We start from the raw sequence: 18,110 nt of genomic DNA, 5'->3' as shown, positions 1-18,110 counted from the left end.
TGGCCGTATGATGAACTTGTAAATTGATAAGGAGATGAACGCTATGGCAGAACAACCATGGGACTTACGGCGGGTGCTCGATGAGATCAAAGATGATCCGAAGAGTTACCACGAAACCGACGTCCAAGTTGATCCTGAAGCTGAACTGGCGGGAGTTTACCGCTACATTGGTGCCGGTGGTACCGTTGAACGGCCAACTCAGGAAGGTCCAGCAATGATGTTTAATAACGTGAAAGGTTTTCCGGATACCCGGGTCTTAATTGGGTTGATGGCTAGTCGGCGACGGGTCGGCAAAATGTTTCACCACGACTTCCAAACGTTAGGTCAGTTTTTAAACGATTCCGTTTCAAACCCAGTTGCACCGGTGACGGTAGCGGAAAAAGACGCGCCGGCGCACGAAGTGGTGTACAAAGCGACTGATAAAGACTTTGATATTCGTAAGTTAGTGGCCGCACCAACCAATACGCCGGTTGACGCCGGTCCTTACATTACCGTGGGGGTCGTCTTTGGGTCCAGTATGGATAAATCCAAGAGCGACGTTACGATTCACCGGATGGTTTTGGAAGATAAGGATAAGTTAGGTATTTACATCATGCCTGGTGGTCGGCACATCGGCGCGTTTGCGGAAGAGTATGAAAAGGCGAATAAACCAATGCCGATTACGATCAACATTGGTTTGGACCCCGCGGTTACCATTGGGGCGACCTTTGAACCACCGACCACGCCGTTTGGTTATAACGAACTGGGGGTTGCCGGTGCCATCCGCAATCAGGCCGTTCAGTTGGTTGACGGGCTGACCGTGGATGAAAAGGCAATCGCCCGTTCTGAATACACGTTGGAAGGCTACATCATGCCTAACGAACGCATTCAAGAAGACATCAACACCCACACGGGTAAAGCCATGCCAGAATTTCCTGGTTACGATGGGGACGCTAACCCGGCCTTACAAGTCATTAAAGTGACGGCCGTAACCCACCGGAAGAACGCCATCATGCAAAGTGTGATTGGACCCTCCGAAGAACACGTTAGCATGGCCGGTATTCCAACCGAAGCCAGCATCTTGCAACTTGTTAACCGCGCCATTCCGGGTAAGGTGTTGAACGTTTATAATCCACCGGCTGGTGGCGGGAAATTGATGACCATCATGCAAATTCACAAGGATAACGAAGCCGACGAAGGCATCCAACGCCAAGCCGCGTTACTGGCCTTCTCCGCCTTTAAGGAATTAAAGACCGTGATCCTCGTGGACGAAGACGTGGACATCTTTGACATGAACGACGTCATTTGGACGATCAATACCCGTTTCCAAGCGGACAAGGACTTAATGGTCTTATCCGGGATGCGCAACCACCCGTTGGATCCGTCCGAACGGCCCGAATACGACCCGAAGTCGATTCGGTTCCGGGGAATGAGTTCCAAACTCGTGATTGACGGGACGGTTCCGTTTGATATGAAGGATCAGTTTGAACGGGCCCAGTTCATGAAGGTTCCGGACTGGAAGAAGTATCTAGAATAATTCCGGCCTTTTGCGGTACCGAGTGGGCGTTATACCGCCAGATAACTGCACATAAGTAACGTGAAAGTCGACTGATTTATAGTGAACTAACGGAAACCCGTCAGGCCAACTTGATATTCACTTGCTGGACTGACGGGTTTTCTGTGTAAAAATGGAAGGAGCATTTTTCAAATGAATAAAAAGACGATTGGCTTTTTTAGCGGGATTATCGTATTTGCCATCATTGCCCTACTCCCGATTCCAGGCCTTTCCGCCAAAGGAAAAATGGACCTCGCCTTAAGTTTAATGACGGTAGTTTGGTGGGCGACCCAAATCGCCCAACCAGCTTTCGTCGGTGGGATCTACTTAATGTTACTAATTTTAATGAACGTCGCGACACCGACGCAGGTGTTCTCGTCGGCGTGGACCGGTTCGATCATGTGGCTGGTCATTGGGGCGTACCTGATTGCCGGTGCCGTCAATGAATCCGGCCTAGGACAGCGTATCGCGTACGCCTTCATTATTAAGTTCGTACGGAGTTGGAAGGGTATCGTCATTTCGATTTTTGTCCTGACCTTTATTTTGGCCCTCCTGATTCCACATCCGTGGCCCCGGGCCTTCATGATCATGGCGGTCATTACCGTGGTCGCCGAAACGGCGCACATGGAAAAACGGGACTTAGCCAAGCTGGGACTAGCCGTCTTTGCGGCGTCCTGCCCGTTATCCGGGGTGTTTTACACCGGTGATACGTCGCTGAACCCCTTAGCCGTGCAAGCTTCCGGACAAAGTGTCAACTTCGTGTCGTACTTTGTCGACATGGGTGTTCCGATGATTTTTGCCGCCGTATTAACGATGTTGCTCTTCTTGTTCCTGTTCAAACCTAGCAAACCGGTTGAAATTGACGTGGCTGCATTAAAGGCCAAACAGGCCCAACTGGGTGGAATGACGGGCAAGGAAGTGCGGACGATCGTTTGGTTGGTCGTGGCCATTGCGCTCTGGTTAACGAGTGGGATTACCGGCCTAGATGTCGGTTGGTTAACGTTGATCGTGGCCCTGATGATGAGTCTCCCCGTTGTTGGGGGCATTTTAACCGCTAAATCGTGGGAAGGGGTGCCGGTCAACGTGTTGGTCTTCCTGACTTCCGCGATTGCCATTGGGAACGTTGGTGGCGTTACCGGGATGAATGACTGGATCGCGAAGACCTTGATTCCTAGCAACTTACCAACTAATATCTACCTGTTAGCCATCGTGATCACCCTGTTTGCCATGATTATCCACATGTTCATGGGTTCGGTGATTGCCGTGATGGGAATTACGATTCCGGCGTTCGTGGCGGCCACCGCCCACATGGGGATCAGCCCGCTAGCCGTGTCGTTACTCGTTTTCTCCGTGACTAACTTGCACTACATTTTACCGTTCCATAACCTGGCCATCCTTGTCGGCAGTGATCCCGATACTGGTGGGGGTTACACGCAAAAAGACGTCATGCGGTTGGGAATTCCGCTGACGGTGGTCGTTTTCATCGTCGCCATCGTTGAAATGTTCTGGTTCCACCTTGTGGGATTGGCATAAGTTAAAAACACTTGAAAACATTGGAATAAAACTGCAAATCGCGTAAATTACTCAAAGTAAACTGAGTAATTTACGCGATTGACGTTTTCGTGACAATGGTGTCGAAACGGGTTTCACGTTAGTGTTCACCAACTAAACGACTTTTAGTTGTTCACTTGGGCACGGACCGTTAAAAAGTCGATTAGGTCGGTCAGTAACTGGTTACCGCTGCGTTGCGGATAAACAAAGTTGAGTTGGCTGATAAACGGAATTGCTAACGACCGCATCACGAACTGGTCGTTCATAAAGGGCAGGACCGATTGTTTGAACAGAAAGGTGACGTTCGTTTGGCCCAGCATACCGAGTAACGTTTCAATGTGGGTACTTTCAAAGAAAAATTGTGGGGTTAATCCCTGACGAGCAAATAAGCCGTTGATGGGTTCGTAAACCCCGGAACCCGGTGGTAAAGTGGCGATTTTCTGCTGGGCGAGGTCCTGAATGCGAATCGTCAATTGGTTCGCTAAGGGGTGGTCTACCGGTAAAATAATCATTAATTCGTCACTGAGCAGGGGTTGTTTCAGAAATTCGGTTGGCTGTAACTGGTGGGTCTGGGTATCGCGAATAATGGCGGCCTGTAGCTGACCTGCCAGTAATTGGTCAATGACCTGGTCGCCCTCCGCTTCAATTAATTTAAAGGCGACCTCGGGGTGGGCGGCGTCAAATTCAGCAATCTTTTTGGCGATGTTATACTGCCCGGAGACCGGAATGGATCCCACCGTCAACTTCTTAAAAGTGGTTGGTCGGTTGGGAGCCAAGTCGTGAAGCATGGCTTCATAATCGGTAATGATGGTTTGGGCGTGGTGGTAGAACGTTTCGCCCGCCGGTGTGATTTTTAAGCGGCGTTTATTATAAGTGTCCAGTAGTTTAACGTTTAGTTCCGTTTCCAGTGCCCGCATGCGCTTAGACAATTCGGATTGGGAAAGGTGCAGTTCAACGGCAGCGTTTGAAATGTGCCGTAATTCGTACACCATGATAAACGCTTGGAGGTCGTTAATGGTCATGTTGGTTACCCCTTCGTCCGTTCGTTTGAAATTAAATTCTATTCTAACACGGTGAGAAATTTGTGCCCAATTTGAGCATTATTTTGTTAATAAAAAAACGCTAAGAAGCCCGGCTTTTCGGTCGAAAAAGCTTGCCTGGATTGGGGGGCTGGTCCACAATAAGTGTGGCTCAGAAATGGGTCGAAATTATACCGGATGAGGAGTTGAGTTTGTGATGATGATGACGGGAGTTTTGTTTTTAGTTGTCTTAACGGTTGGTATTTTACTTAGTGGGGTCTTCTTTAGATATATGGATGCCGGCGCCGGCATTTCATTCAGCTCACTGAAGTTAACCGATTTACGGATGGAATTTTTAAACGTCCTACTAATGGTTTTGCTATTAATGTGGGCCTTGGTTTTATTTAATTAATATAATGGTTTTGCAATTGATACGGTAACGGGGCGGCATCACGCCCCGTTATTTTTTGTCATTAAACTAATTATTTGCACAAACGGCCCCAACATGGCTATGATGGTTTTATTGTATTAATCGAGAACAACTTTGAAGGGAATGGATAATTATGACGCAGTCGGCTTATTGGCAACGAATTGCGGAACAAGCACGCCAAGAACAGCGACCGTTTTTTAGTTTGGCGCCAATGGAGGCCGTGACCGGTTCCGTTTTTCGGCGGGTCGTGATGCGGGCCGCGGCACCGGACGTCTTTTATACTGAATTTACAAACGCACTGAGTATTACCCACCCGAAGGCCAAGTTTACGACTAAGGGGCGGCTCTATGTTGATCCGAGTGAACAACCCCGGCCCATCGTCCAGTTGTGGGGCAACTCCGGAGAAGACTTCGTGAAAGCGGCTAAAGAAGTGGCTAGTCAGGGTTATCAAGCCATTGACATCAATATGGGCTGTCCAGACATGGCCGTCATTAAAAATCATAGTGGGAGCGACCTGATTCGCCACTTTGACCGGGCCCAAGAAGTTATTGAAGGGGCCCGGCAGGCGGGACTCCCGGTCAGTGTTAAAACCCGGTTGGGATTTGACGAAGTTAGTGAATATGAGACCTGGATTCCATTTTTGCTGAAGCAACACGTCCCGGTGCTGACCGTCCACGTCCGAACAAAAATGGAAATGAGTCGGGTGCCCGCCCATTACGAGTTGATCGATAACCTCGTGCAAATGCGCGATACTTTAGCTCCGGACACGTTGCTCCAAATCAACGGTGATATTTTGGATTATCAGGCGGGTGTTCAGTTAGCTAAACAGCATCCCGGGGTTGACGGCATCATGATTGGCCGGGGAATTTTCCAAAACCCGTTTGCTTTTGAAAAACAACCGCGGCCCCATTCAACCCGGGAATTACTGGAATTGTTGCGGTATCAAGTCGATCTGTACGACCAATTTGTCGGCTTGGGTTTGCAGGGCCACTTTGCGCCGTTACAGCGATTCTTTAAAATTTACGTCCGGGGGATGCGCCACGCCGCCGAAATACGTAACGAATTAATGCAAACCAAGACAACCGATGATGTTCGCAGCATTATAGACCGGTTAGAACGGGATTTATAGCCCTTAAGAATAAAAAGTGAGCCACTCAAATAACGGAGAAAAACCGTTTTGAGTGGTTTTTTAGTTAATTTTAATGCTTTACGAATTAATTAAATTCCCGTATACTCCGAGGAGTCAAAAATATTTTAGTGCATGTTATACCGAAAGGAGTCACCCCTTTATGAATTCTGAAAAAGTTCATTACAAAATGTACAAGCGTGGAAAAATATGGATTGCCGCTGGCATTACCATTTCTACGCTTGGATTCTATAATCAGCTTGAGGTTCACGCCGCGACCCCCGCAACGGAAAGTAGCGTAACCACTCAGACTGATGTACCCAGTTTAGAATCGGCAACGGCTACGAGTGCCACGCCAACGACTGAAATAAATTCAACCAATAATGAAACCGGTTCCGATTCGTCGAGTGACGCAATTAGTCCGGTGAAAAATGATTCACAGGCCGCAACCAATGTGGCGGATGCGGACCACGCGCACGACACTAGTTCCGCAAGTACTGACGATACGCACCAGGCGGAAGCGTCAACCGCGCCAAGTTCTGAAGCGCAGAAGCCCGCTGATACAACTAATACGACGAGTGAAGCCAGCCAAACTAGTCAACCGGCCAGCGACGCAGCCGGGGTCAAAGCGCCAGCGGATCAAACCGTGACCGCGGAACAGCCAACGAGTGCAGCTGATAATCAGGCGAGTGCTAATGACCAATCAGCATTCAGTCAGGCGGCGGTTGATGGTTCGCAAACACCAGTCAGTGCATCCCCAGCAGCAAGTGCCGATGCTGAAGTGGAATCCGCAGCATCCTTAGCGGCCACGGACCAAATGGCAACCATGCCAGACACAACCATTGTTTTGCCAGAAACTGCGCCAGTCAGTTTTCCGCAAACGCCAGCGCAGCCGGTGATTAACGAACGGGCCCGCGAAATTGTGGCCGAAGACGAAGACATCAACGTTTGGATGCCCGACAAAAACATGCAGTACATCGTTTTATATAACTTACAAAAAGCGGGTTATAAAATTACCGAAGCAAGTCAAATTACGAAGCAGATGATGGCGGACATGGAAGACTTCTTCGTCAATACCAGTTATCAAATCGAAGACTTGGACTATTTAAAGGCCAGTCTGGCCATTGAAAGCTTGGAAGGCTTACAATACGCTAAAAACATTGGTCGTTTTAGTATGACGATTTCCCTAGACGCGTTTTTAGACGCTGGTTACCCGATGAAGGAACTTCGGAGTAAACTGTGGGACATCAGCGCGCTGAAGGGTATGAATCAATTAACCGAATTCACCTTACAATTCACGTCCGTGACCGACGTTAGTTTGATCAAGGACATGAATAAGCTCTGGCTATTCAGTATTTCCGGAAATTACATTACCGACGTTAGCCCGGTGCCGGACGTTATCCAACACGCACAAACACCGTCGCCAATCGGTAATCAAATCGTGTACATGCCGGGAGTCTACTTGCACTTAGATCCCGTGACGGGCAAGTACGTTACGACGTCTTACATTGTCGGATTAGACGGCAAGCGGGTGGGCGTTAAACCAAGTGAAAAGGCAACCGCCGAGGGTCATAACATTGACGACTACACGATCGAATGGACCAACCTGGGCGCCAAGGGCATGATGGTCATGGAATGGGATACGCCGGGACTGTTAGGCTCCGTCACGGGTTACCCGTTTGACGGTAAGATCGTGGTACCGTACATTTTAGACGATAGCTACGGCAACGCGGTCGTTAACTTTGTGGACGAGGCCGGTAACCAGATTTCCCAACAGCTGAACTTACATGACAAACTGGGTAATACGCAGGACCTGACACAAAACGCTCAGGTAGCCGCCGCATTAGCTGCTTTAAAACAAAAGGGGCTGAGTGTTAAGGAAGTTAAGGGCGACGTGAACTGGACGGCCAGTGACCAGTTAAATTCCGTCACGTTTGTTATGGAAACGACCAAGCAAAAAGTGACCGTTCACGCCAAGGATGAAGATGGTCAGGATTTAGAAAACTTCCCGGATACCGGGGCGAAGGGAACGGAAGGTAGCGATTGGACCATTACTATCCCCACCATGCCGGGTTACGACTTCGTTTCCGCCCAACAAGGTGATCAAACGTTGACCGTTGAAAACGGCCAACTGACCGGCCAATTTGGGACGGAAGATACTGAAATTACGCTGAACTATAAGAAAAAAGTCGGTAAGGTCACCACGCACTACGTTGACACGGACGGTAACGAACTGGAAGTCAGTGAAACGGTTACGGGTAAAGTCGGAACGGACTACGCCGTTGAACCGAAACCCATCAAGGGTTGGCACTTCGCGTCGACCCAGGGCCAGGAAACTGGTCAGTTTACTGATGGTGAACTGGAAGTGACCTTCGTTTACGAAAAGGACGAGGACCTAGCGACGCCGGGCGAACCGGATCCTGATCCGAACGGTCCCAGCGAACCAGGCAAGCCGGATCCGAGTGAACCGGGCAAGCCAGAACCAAGTGAACCAGGCCAACCAGGTCAACCAGGCCCAGGCAAGCCAGGTCCAAGCGAACCTGGTGAACCTGATCCGAGTGAACCGAGTGAACCAAGTCAACCGGGTCAACCAGGTCCAAGTGAACCAGGTAAGCCGGATCCGAGCGAACCGAGTCAACCGGGTCCATCTGAGCCAGGGAAACCGAACCCGACGGACCCTAAGCCGGGACCAAGTCAACCAGGTCCTAGTACGCCGCAACCGGGTCAACCGAACCCGACCCCGGCGCCCGGTTCAAACGGAGAAAAGCCAACGTCGAAGCCGCAACCTCAGCCGGCCCCAACCAAGCCGCAAACGGGTGCCCAACCAGCTCCCGGAGCAACGACTACGCAACGACCGGGGACTCAACCGACCACCAAACCAACTAGTCGGCCAAGTCACCGACCGGACGTTCAGGTTCCGACACTCCCCGTACAGGACCAGCCGATGACGAAACCGGCTCAGGACGTGACGGTAGTTGAAGCACCCGCCGCGCCAGCGTCAAAACCAGCTACGACGCCTGCGGACGTGACGCCGGAACTACCCCAAACTGACGAACACACCGGTTCGTGGTTACAACGTTTGGGGCTGGTGTTAGCGGGCCTGACCGCCGGGCTAGTTTGGATGCGTAAAAAGCAGTAACCCTTCACTTTAAAAATAGAATGTCCGCAACGGTCGTCAAGGCCCTGCACAGCCGCAGTGACCGCTGCGTATGAACCACTACCAACTTTACTTTCATTTAAAAAGACGTTGAACCTTGCACAGTTCAACGTCTTTTTTGCGCTATAGAATGGTAAAGCTGGGATTCAGCAGTTTAACGCTGGTAGGTGGTAAGCCCACTACGGTCAGCTGCCGTTGCTTGTTTACAAAGATGGCACCGTATAAATCGGGGCGATCCTTCCCCCAATCGGAAAGGGGTCCCCCGGCAAAAAAGAGCCGGGTCGTTTCAATCTCACCATCAATGGAAGCCTTGGAAAAAATGGTGACACTTTCCAGGTCGTTTTGACGGGGATAACCAGTTTTAGAATCCAAAATGTGGTGGTAAGATTTACCGTTAAATTCCAGGTGGCGTTCGTAGATACCACTAGTAACCGCGGAACAGGGGCCGATGGTGACACTGGCAATTGCGTTGCCCCGTGGTGTAAGCGGGTCTTGGATACCGACCCGCCACTTACCGTCGGTGTGAAGCGGAGAATCGCCAACCATCAGTAAGTTGCCCCCGAGGTTGATCATACCGGCACGCTGACCGAACGCTTCCCAGTAATCCTGAATACGGTCGGCAATGTAACCCTTAGCAATGCCGCCGAGGTCGAGTTGCATGCCCGCTACTTCCAGAAAAACACTAAAGTCGCGGTCGTTGCAGACGACCCGCTGCGGATCTACTAAGGCCAGGCGTTGCTGAATTTCCGGATCGCTGGGAACGTGGGCGTTGGAAAAACCAATGCGCCAAAGCTGAACTAGCGGACCGATTAGGGCGTTAAAGCCAAAATGCTGCTGACTCAGTTGAACCGCCCGCTTGATCAGGGTGTAGGTGGCCGCGCTAACTTGTACCGGGTGCTGACCGGCAGCCTGGTTAACGGCCATCACTTCGGATCGGGCACGGTTGACCGTTAAGCGGTCTTCGTACTGGTCGATTAAGGCGCAGGCTTGTGTCAAATAGTCCGAGCGGTCGCTGCCGAAGAGGGTTAGGTCAATGTCGGTTCCTAAGGCGTGGTGCGCGACGTGGCGGCGCTGGGTAGCCAAGTTAGCTACCGTTTCCGGTTGCTTCTTATCTGGGGTAGTCATAAAAATCAGTCCAATCTGGGGAAAATTATATTAAGATTCCGTCACAGTGATCAACTTCGTGTTGAATGATTTGGGCGATGAAGTCGTTAAACGTTTGTTGCTGGGGAGCAAAATTCTGATTGTCAAACTTGACCGTAATTTGTTTATAGCGGGTCGTTGGTCGCTCACCGGTTAAAGACAGACAGCCTTCGCTCGTTTGGTAAGGCCCCGATTTTTTTATGATTTGGGGGTTGATCATCGGGATGGCGAGCGGCCCCATTTGAACCACGATGATCCGTTTATTGACCCCAATCATGTTGGCGGCCATCCCCACGCAGTTTGCCTGGTTGGCGGCGAGGGTGTCCAGTAAGTTGGTAATGACGGCACGGTCGCTGCGACTAGCCGGTTGGGCGGGAGTCTGTAAAGCGGCGGGATCGTGGACAACTGGTTTAATCATTTTTTTCCTCCGTATCTGGTTATGTGAATGCCCTTATTATAGAAGTCGCCGGCCGATATACGCAAGTCCGGTTCGTAAAGTGGCATACCAAAAGTTTCAAAATGTTATCTAAAGTCCGTAAGGTTCGTTAGAATCGAAGTGGATTCTTTTTCAGTTAGTGGGGACGTTTGTTAGCTTAAGTTAAATTGACAATTGAGTCGCAGCGCTGGTTTTTACGCCACGGATTGTGCAAAATGGGAAGCTAATTAATAAGAACTAATTAAGTAACGGAAGGTGACTAAGATGACGAAAGGGGCAGTAAACGCAACGCTCTGCGCGCCGGTGGCGGGGCAGTTGAACGCACTGACAACGATCGATGACCCAGTATTTTCAAAGGGACTGATGGGGGTGGGGTTTGCCATTGACCCGACGGACGGTGCGATCCACGCACCGGTGAGTGGTCAAATTACCATGGTTGCTGAGACTAAGCACGCCGTGGGGATTCACACGGCCAGCGGTTTGGACGTCTTACTGCATTTGGGTATCGACACGGTGGAACTCGCCGGCGCGCCGTACGAATTAGCGGTGAAGGCGAACGACCAAGTGATCGCGGGACAGCCAATCGTCACAATGGACCTAGCCGCCGTGAAAAAGGCGGGAAAAGCAACCACGGTCATTACCGTCATTACCAACACGCAGGCCCTGCACTTGCAAATTTTCCTGAAGGCTACGGGGGTCACGGTCAATGCTAACGACGTGGTCGCAGTGGCAACCAACCCGGAAGTTGCGCTTAGCTCGGCCGACGACGTGGTCAGTACGGACGACGCTATCGCCGTCGCTGCCACACCGGCAAGTGAAGCCAGTGCGGTTGGCGACGGGCAGTATGATCAATTAGCGCACGATATTATTCAGGGCGTTGGTGGTGCGGTCAACGTGAATAACCTGATCCACTGCATTACCCGGTTACGGTTTTACCTTAAGGATGAAGCCAAAGCGCAGACGGCTAAAATTGAAAACTTAGACGGTGTAATCGACGTCACTAAAGCGGCTGGTCAGTACCAGGTCGTTATTGGTCCGGCCGTTAGCGACGTGTACGACGCGGTGATTGGCCAACTAGGTCCGCAGTACGCCGGTGACGGGGCGGCCACGACGCAACCGCTCCCCGCAAAAGACCAACCCACGACGCCGTGGGGCAAGGTCAAACAGGGGTTTAGTAGCCTGATTGGTGTGATGACCGCGTCAATGGTACCGGTTATCGGGATCTTAGCGGGTTCCGGGATCTTAAAGGGGATTCTGGCCGCGCTGACTGGTTTTAAGGTGTTGAGTACCACCAGCGGAACCTACATGGTGTTAAACGCGGTGGGGGACGCCACCTTTTACTTCTTGCCAATCATTTTAGGCTTTACGGCGGCTAAGAAGCTGGGATCTAATCCAATCGTACTGGCGGTTGTTGGGGGCATCCTCGTTTACCCGAACCTGATTCAGGCGGCGGGGAAAGCGGCCACCGCACAAATTACGGTCCTGGGATTACCGACCCACCTTGTGGCGTATTCGGCGTCGGTTTTCCCCATTATCGTAGCGGCCTGGCTTGGAAGCCACGTTGAAAAATGGCTCAAAAAGGTAGTTCCACTCGCGTTACGCAGCGTGTTTGTTCCCATTTTAGAAGCGCTGATCCTGGGCTTAGTTGTCTTGATCGTGGTGGGCCCCCTGATTACCGTAATTAGTCAGGGCTTAGCGAACGCTATTATTACGACTTATAACTTTAGTCCGGCACTTTCCGGGTTAGTTATCGGTGGCTTATACCAGACCATGGTGATCTTTGGGCTACACTGGAGTTTGATCCCCATCGTCATCAACGACCTGGCCACCAACGGCCACAGCTACCTTAACGCCCTCATTTCGGTGACGATGGTCGCTCAGGGTGGGGCGGTCTTAGCGGTTTTCTTAAAAACACGCAACAAAAAGTTGAAGGAACTGTCCTTAGCCGCAGCCGTTTCCGCGTTTTGTGGGGTGACCGAACCCGCCATTTACGGGGTCAACTTAAAGTACAAACGGGTCTTCATTGTGGGGAGCATCGCCGGTGCGCTCGGGGGACTCGTAGCGGGCCTACTGCGGGTCAACAATTACGCGTTATCCGGGTCCCTAATTGGTTTTCCGGCCTTCATTACCCCGGACGTTGGTATCGGGTCCAACTTTTACAGTTACCTGATCTCCCATTACGGTACGCTGCTCATTTCAACCGTTGCCGTCTACTTCCTAGGCTTTTCTGACAAAATGGTGACCAAAAAAGCGCCGGCTTCGGCCCCAACTGAATCGTAATCACCGATAATTTATTCCGTTTAACCAAAACCAAGCCATGACCCCTAACTGGGAATCATGGCTTGGTTTTTGCTTAGAGCTGCCTATTAGCTGTTTTAGGGGATCGCGCTGATGTTTTCTAGTTTAGCTGATAATTTCCGCCGTCCGGTCGGCCGCGATTGGGCTGGATCGCGGTGGACACAGCTTGAAGCCAAACACAGCCCGTTTGTCTTCAAGACTAGTCTTTCACTAGGCCGGGAAAATACCCCGACCAAGTGAAATTTCACCGCTGAGCCCATCGCACCATTCCCTCCCGGCTAAACTAGTCGTTGGCGCCGTGCAAAAAGGGTATATCTTGTTATTAATTAGTCACCAATTTAAAAATTGATGTTATGAAACTGAATGACCAATTATCAAAGTAATATTGTTCGCTGGATACGGAACTTCCGTAATCTAAATTTCAGAAGTTGTTGTCAAGAATAGAACTGCCGTTAAAACGCCAAAATCGTGTGACCAACGTGGCGCCAACGACCAATTGAAGCCGGAAGCGACAGCGCTGATGAGCTCAGTGGTGAAATTTGACTTACGGTCGGTTTTTTCGACCGTTATGTCAAAGGCCGAGGTTGGAGACCGGCGCGGGTTTCGGTGGGCTTCAACTCGTGCCCACCACGCTCCAGCTCAATCAGCGCCGAGCGGGAGGCGAGGATAACCACTAACTTAGAGAATATCAGCGCAAATTATTGGTGCAAGATTTCCTTAGTAACTCGGTTTAAATGCCGGGGTGAGACTTGATTTTTTTAGAGCAACGGCGTTAGTGGCTGGAATGTCACTGCGTTGCGCTGACCAGTTAGGATCCTTGGTTAATTTAATCGTCGTGTTGTTTTGGCGCATGGTCATCGTGTTGGCGCCATCCAAGTCGAGTTTGATGGGATGGTGGTCAACGACGGTCACGGTGGCCTGATTGTTGATCATTTTGATGGCGAAGCGGCCCCGAATCGTGTGCTGGTTTTGTCGAAATAACGCCATTTGATGGTGCGCGTTCAAATATAAACTGGTTGCCGGAGTTGGGCTGACCCAGCGACCGGCAAAATCCGTGGTGCTGACCCGTTGCACCGCCGTAATTGTTGAGTTAGTCGATTGAACCGTGCGGGTGGCACGGTTGGTAGCTGGTTGACAGCCGACTAGCAGTCCGGTCAAGCCAATGACCGCCCCGAATCCCCATAATTTTTGCATAAACAACCTCCTCCAACGTCTTAATTCCCGAATAAAGACATAACTTTCATTATAGCGAATAAGCCGGTTAAGTTAAACTGAAGGACCCGCTTTTTTTACGGAGATTAGTTAGTTGAATAACTAGCGAGTTGCTTAACGATTAATTTCACACGATTAAACTTTGCCCCAAAATGGACTGAAAAAAGTTGAAAACTTGTGGTGGGGCCCCTAACTAGATGGTTAACAAGATTGATTAAAAATTCTATTTTTATATTGAAAATGTATTAAAAAATAATTTACCAATATTCGAACAATGCCATAACGTTGGTAGTAAGGACGTTTGCCCAACACAATTGAAATTAGGGCGCTAAAAGACCAATGGGCAATTTTAACAAAATGAGCTACTATATATAGTGCTTACTAAAACCAACAACACAATTGATTGTAGCGGTAACTTATCTTAAATATACATAAATTTGAAAAGTGGGGATACGCATGTTAACAACGCCGACAAGCGATATTTTAGATCAATTAAGGGCCCTACCCGTCGTTAAACGGGGCGGAACCCAAACCAAATTTCATCCTTATAAACTAAACTTTGTTTTAGCCCGATTATTAGATGACGTTCAGGACCAGCAAGACGTGAAGGAAGCCCTGGTCGCGCATTATCAAAACGCTGATGTGGTGGAGACGCGCGAATTACGGCCGGCCCTGATTGCGATTTTTAACGACTTAGGGTTAACGACCGCCGCTAAAAAGTACCAGGACTACTTTATCGCGGAACAGGAACGCTTCTCGGCGGCGACCAATGTTAAGGGCCGCATTGAAAAGTTGTTTAACCGGGACGCCGACGTGGTCCACGAAAACGCCAATAAAGATAGTACCGTTTTTAACACCCAACGGGACTTGGAAGCCGGGGCGGCTAGTCGGGCGCTGGGGCTTAAAATGCTCCCAGATATTGTGGCCAAGGCCCACTTACGCGGTGACCTCCACTGGCACGATCTGGACTATTCACCGGTGACCCCCGAAACGAACTGCTGCTTGATTGACTTTGACGGTATGTTCAAAAACGGTTATAAGATCGGTAATGCCGAGGTGGCGTCCCCCCGGTCCATTCAAACGGCAACTGCCCAAATGGCACAGATTATCGCAAACGTGGCCTCATTGCAGTACGGGGGCTGTTCAGCGAACCGGGTCGACCAATTGTTAGCGCCGTACGCGGAGATCAACTTCCAAAAGCACATGAAGGACGCCGAAAAGTGGGTCGCGGCTGATCAACGGGAAGCCTACGCCAAAACGAAGACGAAAAAAGATATTTACGACGCCATGCAGGCCTTAGAATACGAAATCAACACGTTGTACTCGTCACAGGGGCAAACGCCGTTTACGACCGTTAACTTTGGTCTGGGAACGAGTTGGATCGAACGTGAGATTCAGCGCGCCATTTTGAAGATTCGAATCAAGGGCCTTGGTAAAGAACGGCGTACGGCCATTTTCCCAAAGCTGATTTTTACCATTAAACGCGGCTTAAACTTAAATCCCGATGATCCCAATTACGACATTAAGGAATTGGCCATTGAGTGTTCCACCAAGCGGATGTACCCCGATCTTTTAATGTACGATAAAATCAAGGAACTGACGGGAAGCTTCAAGACGCCAATGGGCTGCCGTTCCTTCCTGCAAGGTTGGAAAGACGAAAATGGCAAGGAAGTTAACTCCGGCCGAATGAACCTGGGTGTGGTAACCGTTAACTTACCACGGATCGCCTTATCCGCTCACGGGGACCAGAAGCTGTTCTGGGAAATCTTTGAGGAACGGATGGCCACTTGTCACCAGGCCTTGGAATACCGGATCGAGCGGACTAAGCAGGCCAAGCCCGAAAACGCGCCGTTACTTTACATGTACGGTGCCTTTGGCAAACGCCTGCCGGCTGGCGGCAACGTTGACGACCTGTTTAAAAATGAACGGGCAACGGTCTCGCTCGGGTACATCGGTATCTACGAAGTTTGCACAACGTTCTTCGGCCCTAACTGGGAAACGGACGAACACGCCCTGACCTTTGCCGAGGACGTTGTGAAAGCCTTACGGGACAAGTGCGCCAAGTGGGCTAAGGAAAGTGGTTACCACTACAGTTTATATTCAACCCCGGCCGAATCTTTGACCGATACGTTCTGCCGTGACGACATTGCCAAATTTGGGAAGGTTGCCGACATTACGGATAAGGAATACTACACCAATAGTTTCCACTACGACGTGCGGAAGCACCCAACCCCGTTTGACAAGTTAACGCTGGAAGAACGGTTCCCACAGTACGCTTCGGGTGGCTTCATCCACTACTGTGAATACCCGAACTTGACCCAGAACCCGAAGGCCCTCGAAGCCGTCTGGGACTGGGCCTACGATCACGTCGGTTACCTCGGGACCAACACGGCGATCGACCAGTGCTTTAAGTGTGGGTTTAAGGGTGAGTTCAAAGCGACCGCCCGCGGGTTCGTGTGCCCCGAATGCGGCAACCACGACCCGAAATATTGCGACGTCGTTAAGCGGACGTGTGGTTACCTTGGTAACCCGCAACAACGACCAATGGTACACGGGCGTCACGTGGAAATCGCGTCCCGTGCTAAAAATATGTCTTCGGAGATGATTAAGAATGCCGCGCGCTACGAAAGGACCAAACAATCCGATGCCCAAAGAATGGCTGGCAGAGGAGTTAAGTGAGCAGTACGTTGCTGATTATAAGGCGTTTAACTTTGTCGATGGTGAGGGGGTACGCTGCAGTCTTTACCTGAGCGGCTGTCCGTTCCACTGTCCGGGCTGTTATAACGTGGCGGCGCAGAACTTCCACTACGGCCAACCGTATACTCAGGACCTCGAAGATCAGATCATTGAAGATTTGAGTCAGAATTACGTTCAAGGCTTGACGCTACTTGGTGGGGAACCGTTTTTGAACACCCAGGTGGGAATTCGAATTTGTGAACGGGTACGCCAAGAGTTTGGCCATACTAAGGATATTTGGTCGTGGTCGGGGTATACGTGGGACGAGCTGCAAAAGGATTCCGCGGATAAACTAAAGATGTTGTCGTTGATCGACATCCTAGTCGACGGCCGTTTCTTACAAGACAAAATGGATTTAAAACTTCAATTTCGGGGCAGTTCTAACCAACGGATCATTGACGTACCCAAATCCTTAGCGAGTGGTAAAGTCGTTATTTGGGATAAGTTAGTGCGTTAGAACGGCAGAACGGTTATAATTAAATTAATCAGTACGGTGGCGCTTTCATTAGTGCTGCACTAGTAATTAATTGATAACTACCATGAGAATTGAACAGTGATTTTAAAAAGCAAAAACACCATCAAAAAAACTGGGTTGGAGCAACGGCTCCGGCCCAGTTTTTTATCAGAATGGTTTAGAGAGGATCGAGTCACCATGTTAACGATTATTAAACGATTTCAGACCCGCTATTTCCACTTTTGGGACCGGTTAAACGTTCTGCGCGCGGGAATTTTAGGCGCCAACGACGGCATTATTTCCGTTTCCGGAATTGTCCTGGGTGCGGTGGGGGCCAATTTAAGTAATCAGACGTTGTTTATTAGCGGTATTTCGGGAATGTTGGCCGGTGCTTGTTCCATGGCCGGCGGTGAATACGTGTCGGTCAGTGCCCAAAAGGACGTCCAACTTAGCCGGCTGAACGCCCAGGTAACCGCGGAAGCGCGTCAATCCGCGGAGTACCAAACTAAAATTGAAGAAATTGACCTTTTAAGTCCACTGCACGCGGCGGCCATGTCCTTTATTTCCTTCATTTTGGGGGCCTTGATCCCGCTACTGGCAATCAGTTTGTCCTCACCAGCTTGGCGGTTAACCAATACGTTGGTTGCCATGGCAATCGCCCTAACGCTTAACGCGACGGTGAGTGCGCAACGGGGTGCCATCCCGGTTTACAAGGTTATTTTGCGGAATATCATGATTGGTATTTTAACGGGAACGGTGACTTACGTGATGGGGACGTTACTGGGTGGCGCAGTTTAATTTCGAAAAATGGGGTGCCCCCCTCGAAATCTGGGCGTGAAGTCGGTATAATCGAGTAGGCGTAATGTTTAAAAAAATAAACACAAAAAACTGATGAACAAGTTAGAAAGGATATACTCCTCTTTGGGTAGACAAGCAAATAATCAAAGCTTGCCTACCTAAGGAGGAGTTTTTCTATGGGCAAAAAAGGTTCTCGCTATACGATTAAAGAGAAGT

At 50.2% G+C, this 18,110-nt stretch carries 13 protein-coding genes; 9 read left to right on the top strand and 4 right to left on the bottom strand.

Going from position 1 to position 18,110, the window contains the following annotated elements; translation table 11 throughout:
* The first annotated feature begins 43 nt into the window (after positions 1–43).
* Complete coding sequence (locus D1831_RS06740) at positions 44–1,516, top strand: UbiD family decarboxylase (protein ID WP_125072171.1); 1,473 nt, start codon at positions 44–46, stop codon at positions 1,514–1,516.
* Between the two features lie 171 nt (positions 1,517–1,687).
* Positions 1,688–3,067 (top strand): SLC13 family permease, encoded by a 1,380-nt coding sequence (locus D1831_RS06735; protein ID WP_125072170.1) that lies wholly within the window; start codon positions 1,688–1,690, stop codon positions 3,065–3,067.
* A 143-nt stretch (positions 3,068–3,210) separates the two neighbouring features.
* Here the strand turns inward: D1831_RS06735 and D1831_RS06730 are convergent, their stop codons facing one another.
* Entirely contained in the window at positions 3,211–4,107 is an 897-nt protein-coding gene (locus D1831_RS06730) for a LysR family transcriptional regulator (RefSeq protein ID WP_125072169.1), read from the bottom strand.
* Positions 4,108–4,321: 214 nt separating this feature from the next.
* Between D1831_RS06730 and D1831_RS06725 the strand changes: the two genes are divergently transcribed.
* The 3 genes from D1831_RS06725 (at position 4,322) to D1831_RS06715 (ending at position 8,799) form a co-directional block, all read left to right on the top strand.
* A complete protein-coding gene (locus D1831_RS06725; RefSeq protein WP_125072168.1) occupies positions 4,322–4,516 on the top strand; it encodes a hypothetical protein in 195 nt (64 codons plus the stop codon).
* 151 nt (positions 4,517–4,667) lie between these two features.
* Positions 4,668–5,663, top strand: coding sequence for a tRNA dihydrouridine synthase (locus D1831_RS06720; RefSeq protein ID WP_125072167.1), 996 nt, complete (start codon positions 4,668–4,670; stop codon positions 5,661–5,663).
* Between the two features lie 160 nt (positions 5,664–5,823).
* On the top strand, positions 5,824–8,799 hold the full coding sequence (locus D1831_RS06715; RefSeq protein WP_158610642.1) for a MucBP domain-containing protein: 2,976 nt from the start codon (positions 5,824–5,826) through the stop codon (positions 8,797–8,799).
* Positions 8,800–8,940: 141 nt separating this feature from the next.
* On the opposite strand, the gene D1831_RS06710 is transcribed toward D1831_RS06715, so the two are convergent.
* Positions 8,941–9,942, bottom strand: coding sequence for an FAD:protein FMN transferase (locus D1831_RS06710; RefSeq protein WP_125072165.1), 1,002 nt, complete (start codon positions 9,940–9,942; stop codon positions 8,941–8,943).
* A gap of 25 nt (positions 9,943–9,967) precedes the next feature.
* Positions 9,968–10,378: a peptide deformylase gene (locus D1831_RS06705; protein ID WP_125072164.1), complete on the bottom strand. Its 411-nt coding sequence runs from the start codon at positions 10,376–10,378 to the stop codon at positions 9,968–9,970.
* A gap of 282 nt (positions 10,379–10,660) precedes the next feature.
* Between D1831_RS06705 and D1831_RS06700 the strand changes: the two genes are divergently transcribed.
* Complete coding sequence (locus D1831_RS06700) at positions 10,661–12,676, top strand: PTS glucose transporter subunit IIABC (protein ID WP_125072163.1); 2,016 nt, start codon at positions 10,661–10,663, stop codon at positions 12,674–12,676.
* 735 nt (positions 12,677–13,411) lie between these two features.
* Here the strand turns inward: D1831_RS06700 and D1831_RS06695 are convergent.
* A complete protein-coding gene (locus D1831_RS06695) occupies positions 13,412–13,888 on the bottom strand; it encodes a hypothetical protein (protein WP_125072162.1) in 477 nt (158 codons plus the stop codon).
* 474 nt (positions 13,889–14,362) lie between these two features.
* On the opposite strand from D1831_RS06695, the gene nrdD reads away from it, so the two are divergent.
* The 3 genes from nrdD to D1831_RS06680 all read left to right on the top strand — a co-directional run bounded on the left by nrdD (position 14,363) and on the right by D1831_RS06680 (position 17,894).
* Entirely contained in the window at positions 14,363–16,585 is a 2,223-nt protein-coding gene (nrdD, locus tag D1831_RS06690; protein ID WP_125072161.1) for an anaerobic ribonucleoside-triphosphate reductase, read from the top strand.
* A complete protein-coding gene (nrdG, locus tag D1831_RS06685; protein WP_404819887.1) occupies positions 16,551–17,099 on the top strand; it encodes an anaerobic ribonucleoside-triphosphate reductase activating protein in 549 nt (182 codons plus the stop codon). Before nrdD ends, nrdG begins: the two co-directional genes overlap by 35 nt.
* Before the next feature lie 195 nt (positions 17,100–17,294).
* The gene (locus tag D1831_RS06680; RefSeq protein WP_125072159.1) at positions 17,295–17,894 is read left to right on the top strand and encodes a VIT1/CCC1 transporter family protein; all 600 of its coding nucleotides are present in this window, start codon (positions 17,295–17,297) and stop codon (positions 17,892–17,894) included.
* Positions 17,895–18,110 lie beyond the last annotated feature (216 nt).

This window comes from Lactiplantibacillus garii (genome assembly GCF_003885105.1).
GTDB lineage: Bacteria > Bacillota > Bacilli > Lactobacillales > Lactobacillaceae > Lactiplantibacillus > Lactiplantibacillus garii.
The sequence above is the reverse complement of the archived record's forward strand: the minus strand, read 5'-3'. Positions and strand labels throughout refer to the sequence as shown.

Coding starts and splice junctions, on each gene's coding strand:
- nrdD (WP_125072161.1), top strand. CDS start 14,363: ATGTTAACAACGCCGACAAGCGATATTTTAGATCAATTAAGGGCCCTA.
- D1831_RS06695 (WP_125072162.1), bottom strand. CDS start 13,888: ATGCAAAAATTATGGGGATTCGGGGCGGTCATTGGCTTGACCGGACTG.
- D1831_RS06700 (WP_125072163.1), top strand. CDS start 10,661: ATGACGAAAGGGGCAGTAAACGCAACGCTCTGCGCGCCGGTGGCGGGG.
- D1831_RS06705 (WP_125072164.1), bottom strand. CDS start 10,378: ATGATTAAACCAGTTGTCCACGATCCCGCCGCTTTACAGACTCCCGCC.
- D1831_RS06725 (WP_125072168.1), top strand. CDS start 4,322: ATGATGATGACGGGAGTTTTGTTTTTAGTTGTCTTAACGGTTGGTATT.
- nrdG (WP_404819887.1), top strand. CDS start 16,551: ATGCCCAAAGAATGGCTGGCAGAGGAGTTAAGTGAGCAGTACGTTGCT.
- D1831_RS06710 (WP_125072165.1), bottom strand. CDS start 9,942: ATGACTACCCCAGATAAGAAGCAACCGGAAACGGTAGCTAACTTGGCT.
- D1831_RS06720 (WP_125072167.1), top strand. CDS start 4,668: ATGACGCAGTCGGCTTATTGGCAACGAATTGCGGAACAAGCACGCCAA.
- D1831_RS06740 (WP_125072171.1), top strand. CDS start 44: ATGGCAGAACAACCATGGGACTTACGGCGGGTGCTCGATGAGATCAAA.
- D1831_RS06680 (WP_125072159.1), top strand. CDS start 17,295: ATGTTAACGATTATTAAACGATTTCAGACCCGCTATTTCCACTTTTGG.
- D1831_RS06730 (WP_125072169.1), bottom strand. CDS start 4,107: ATGACCATTAACGACCTCCAAGCGTTTATCATGGTGTACGAATTACGG.
- D1831_RS06715 (WP_158610642.1), top strand. CDS start 5,824: ATGAATTCTGAAAAAGTTCATTACAAAATGTACAAGCGTGGAAAAATA.
- D1831_RS06735 (WP_125072170.1), top strand. CDS start 1,688: ATGAATAAAAAGACGATTGGCTTTTTTAGCGGGATTATCGTATTTGCC.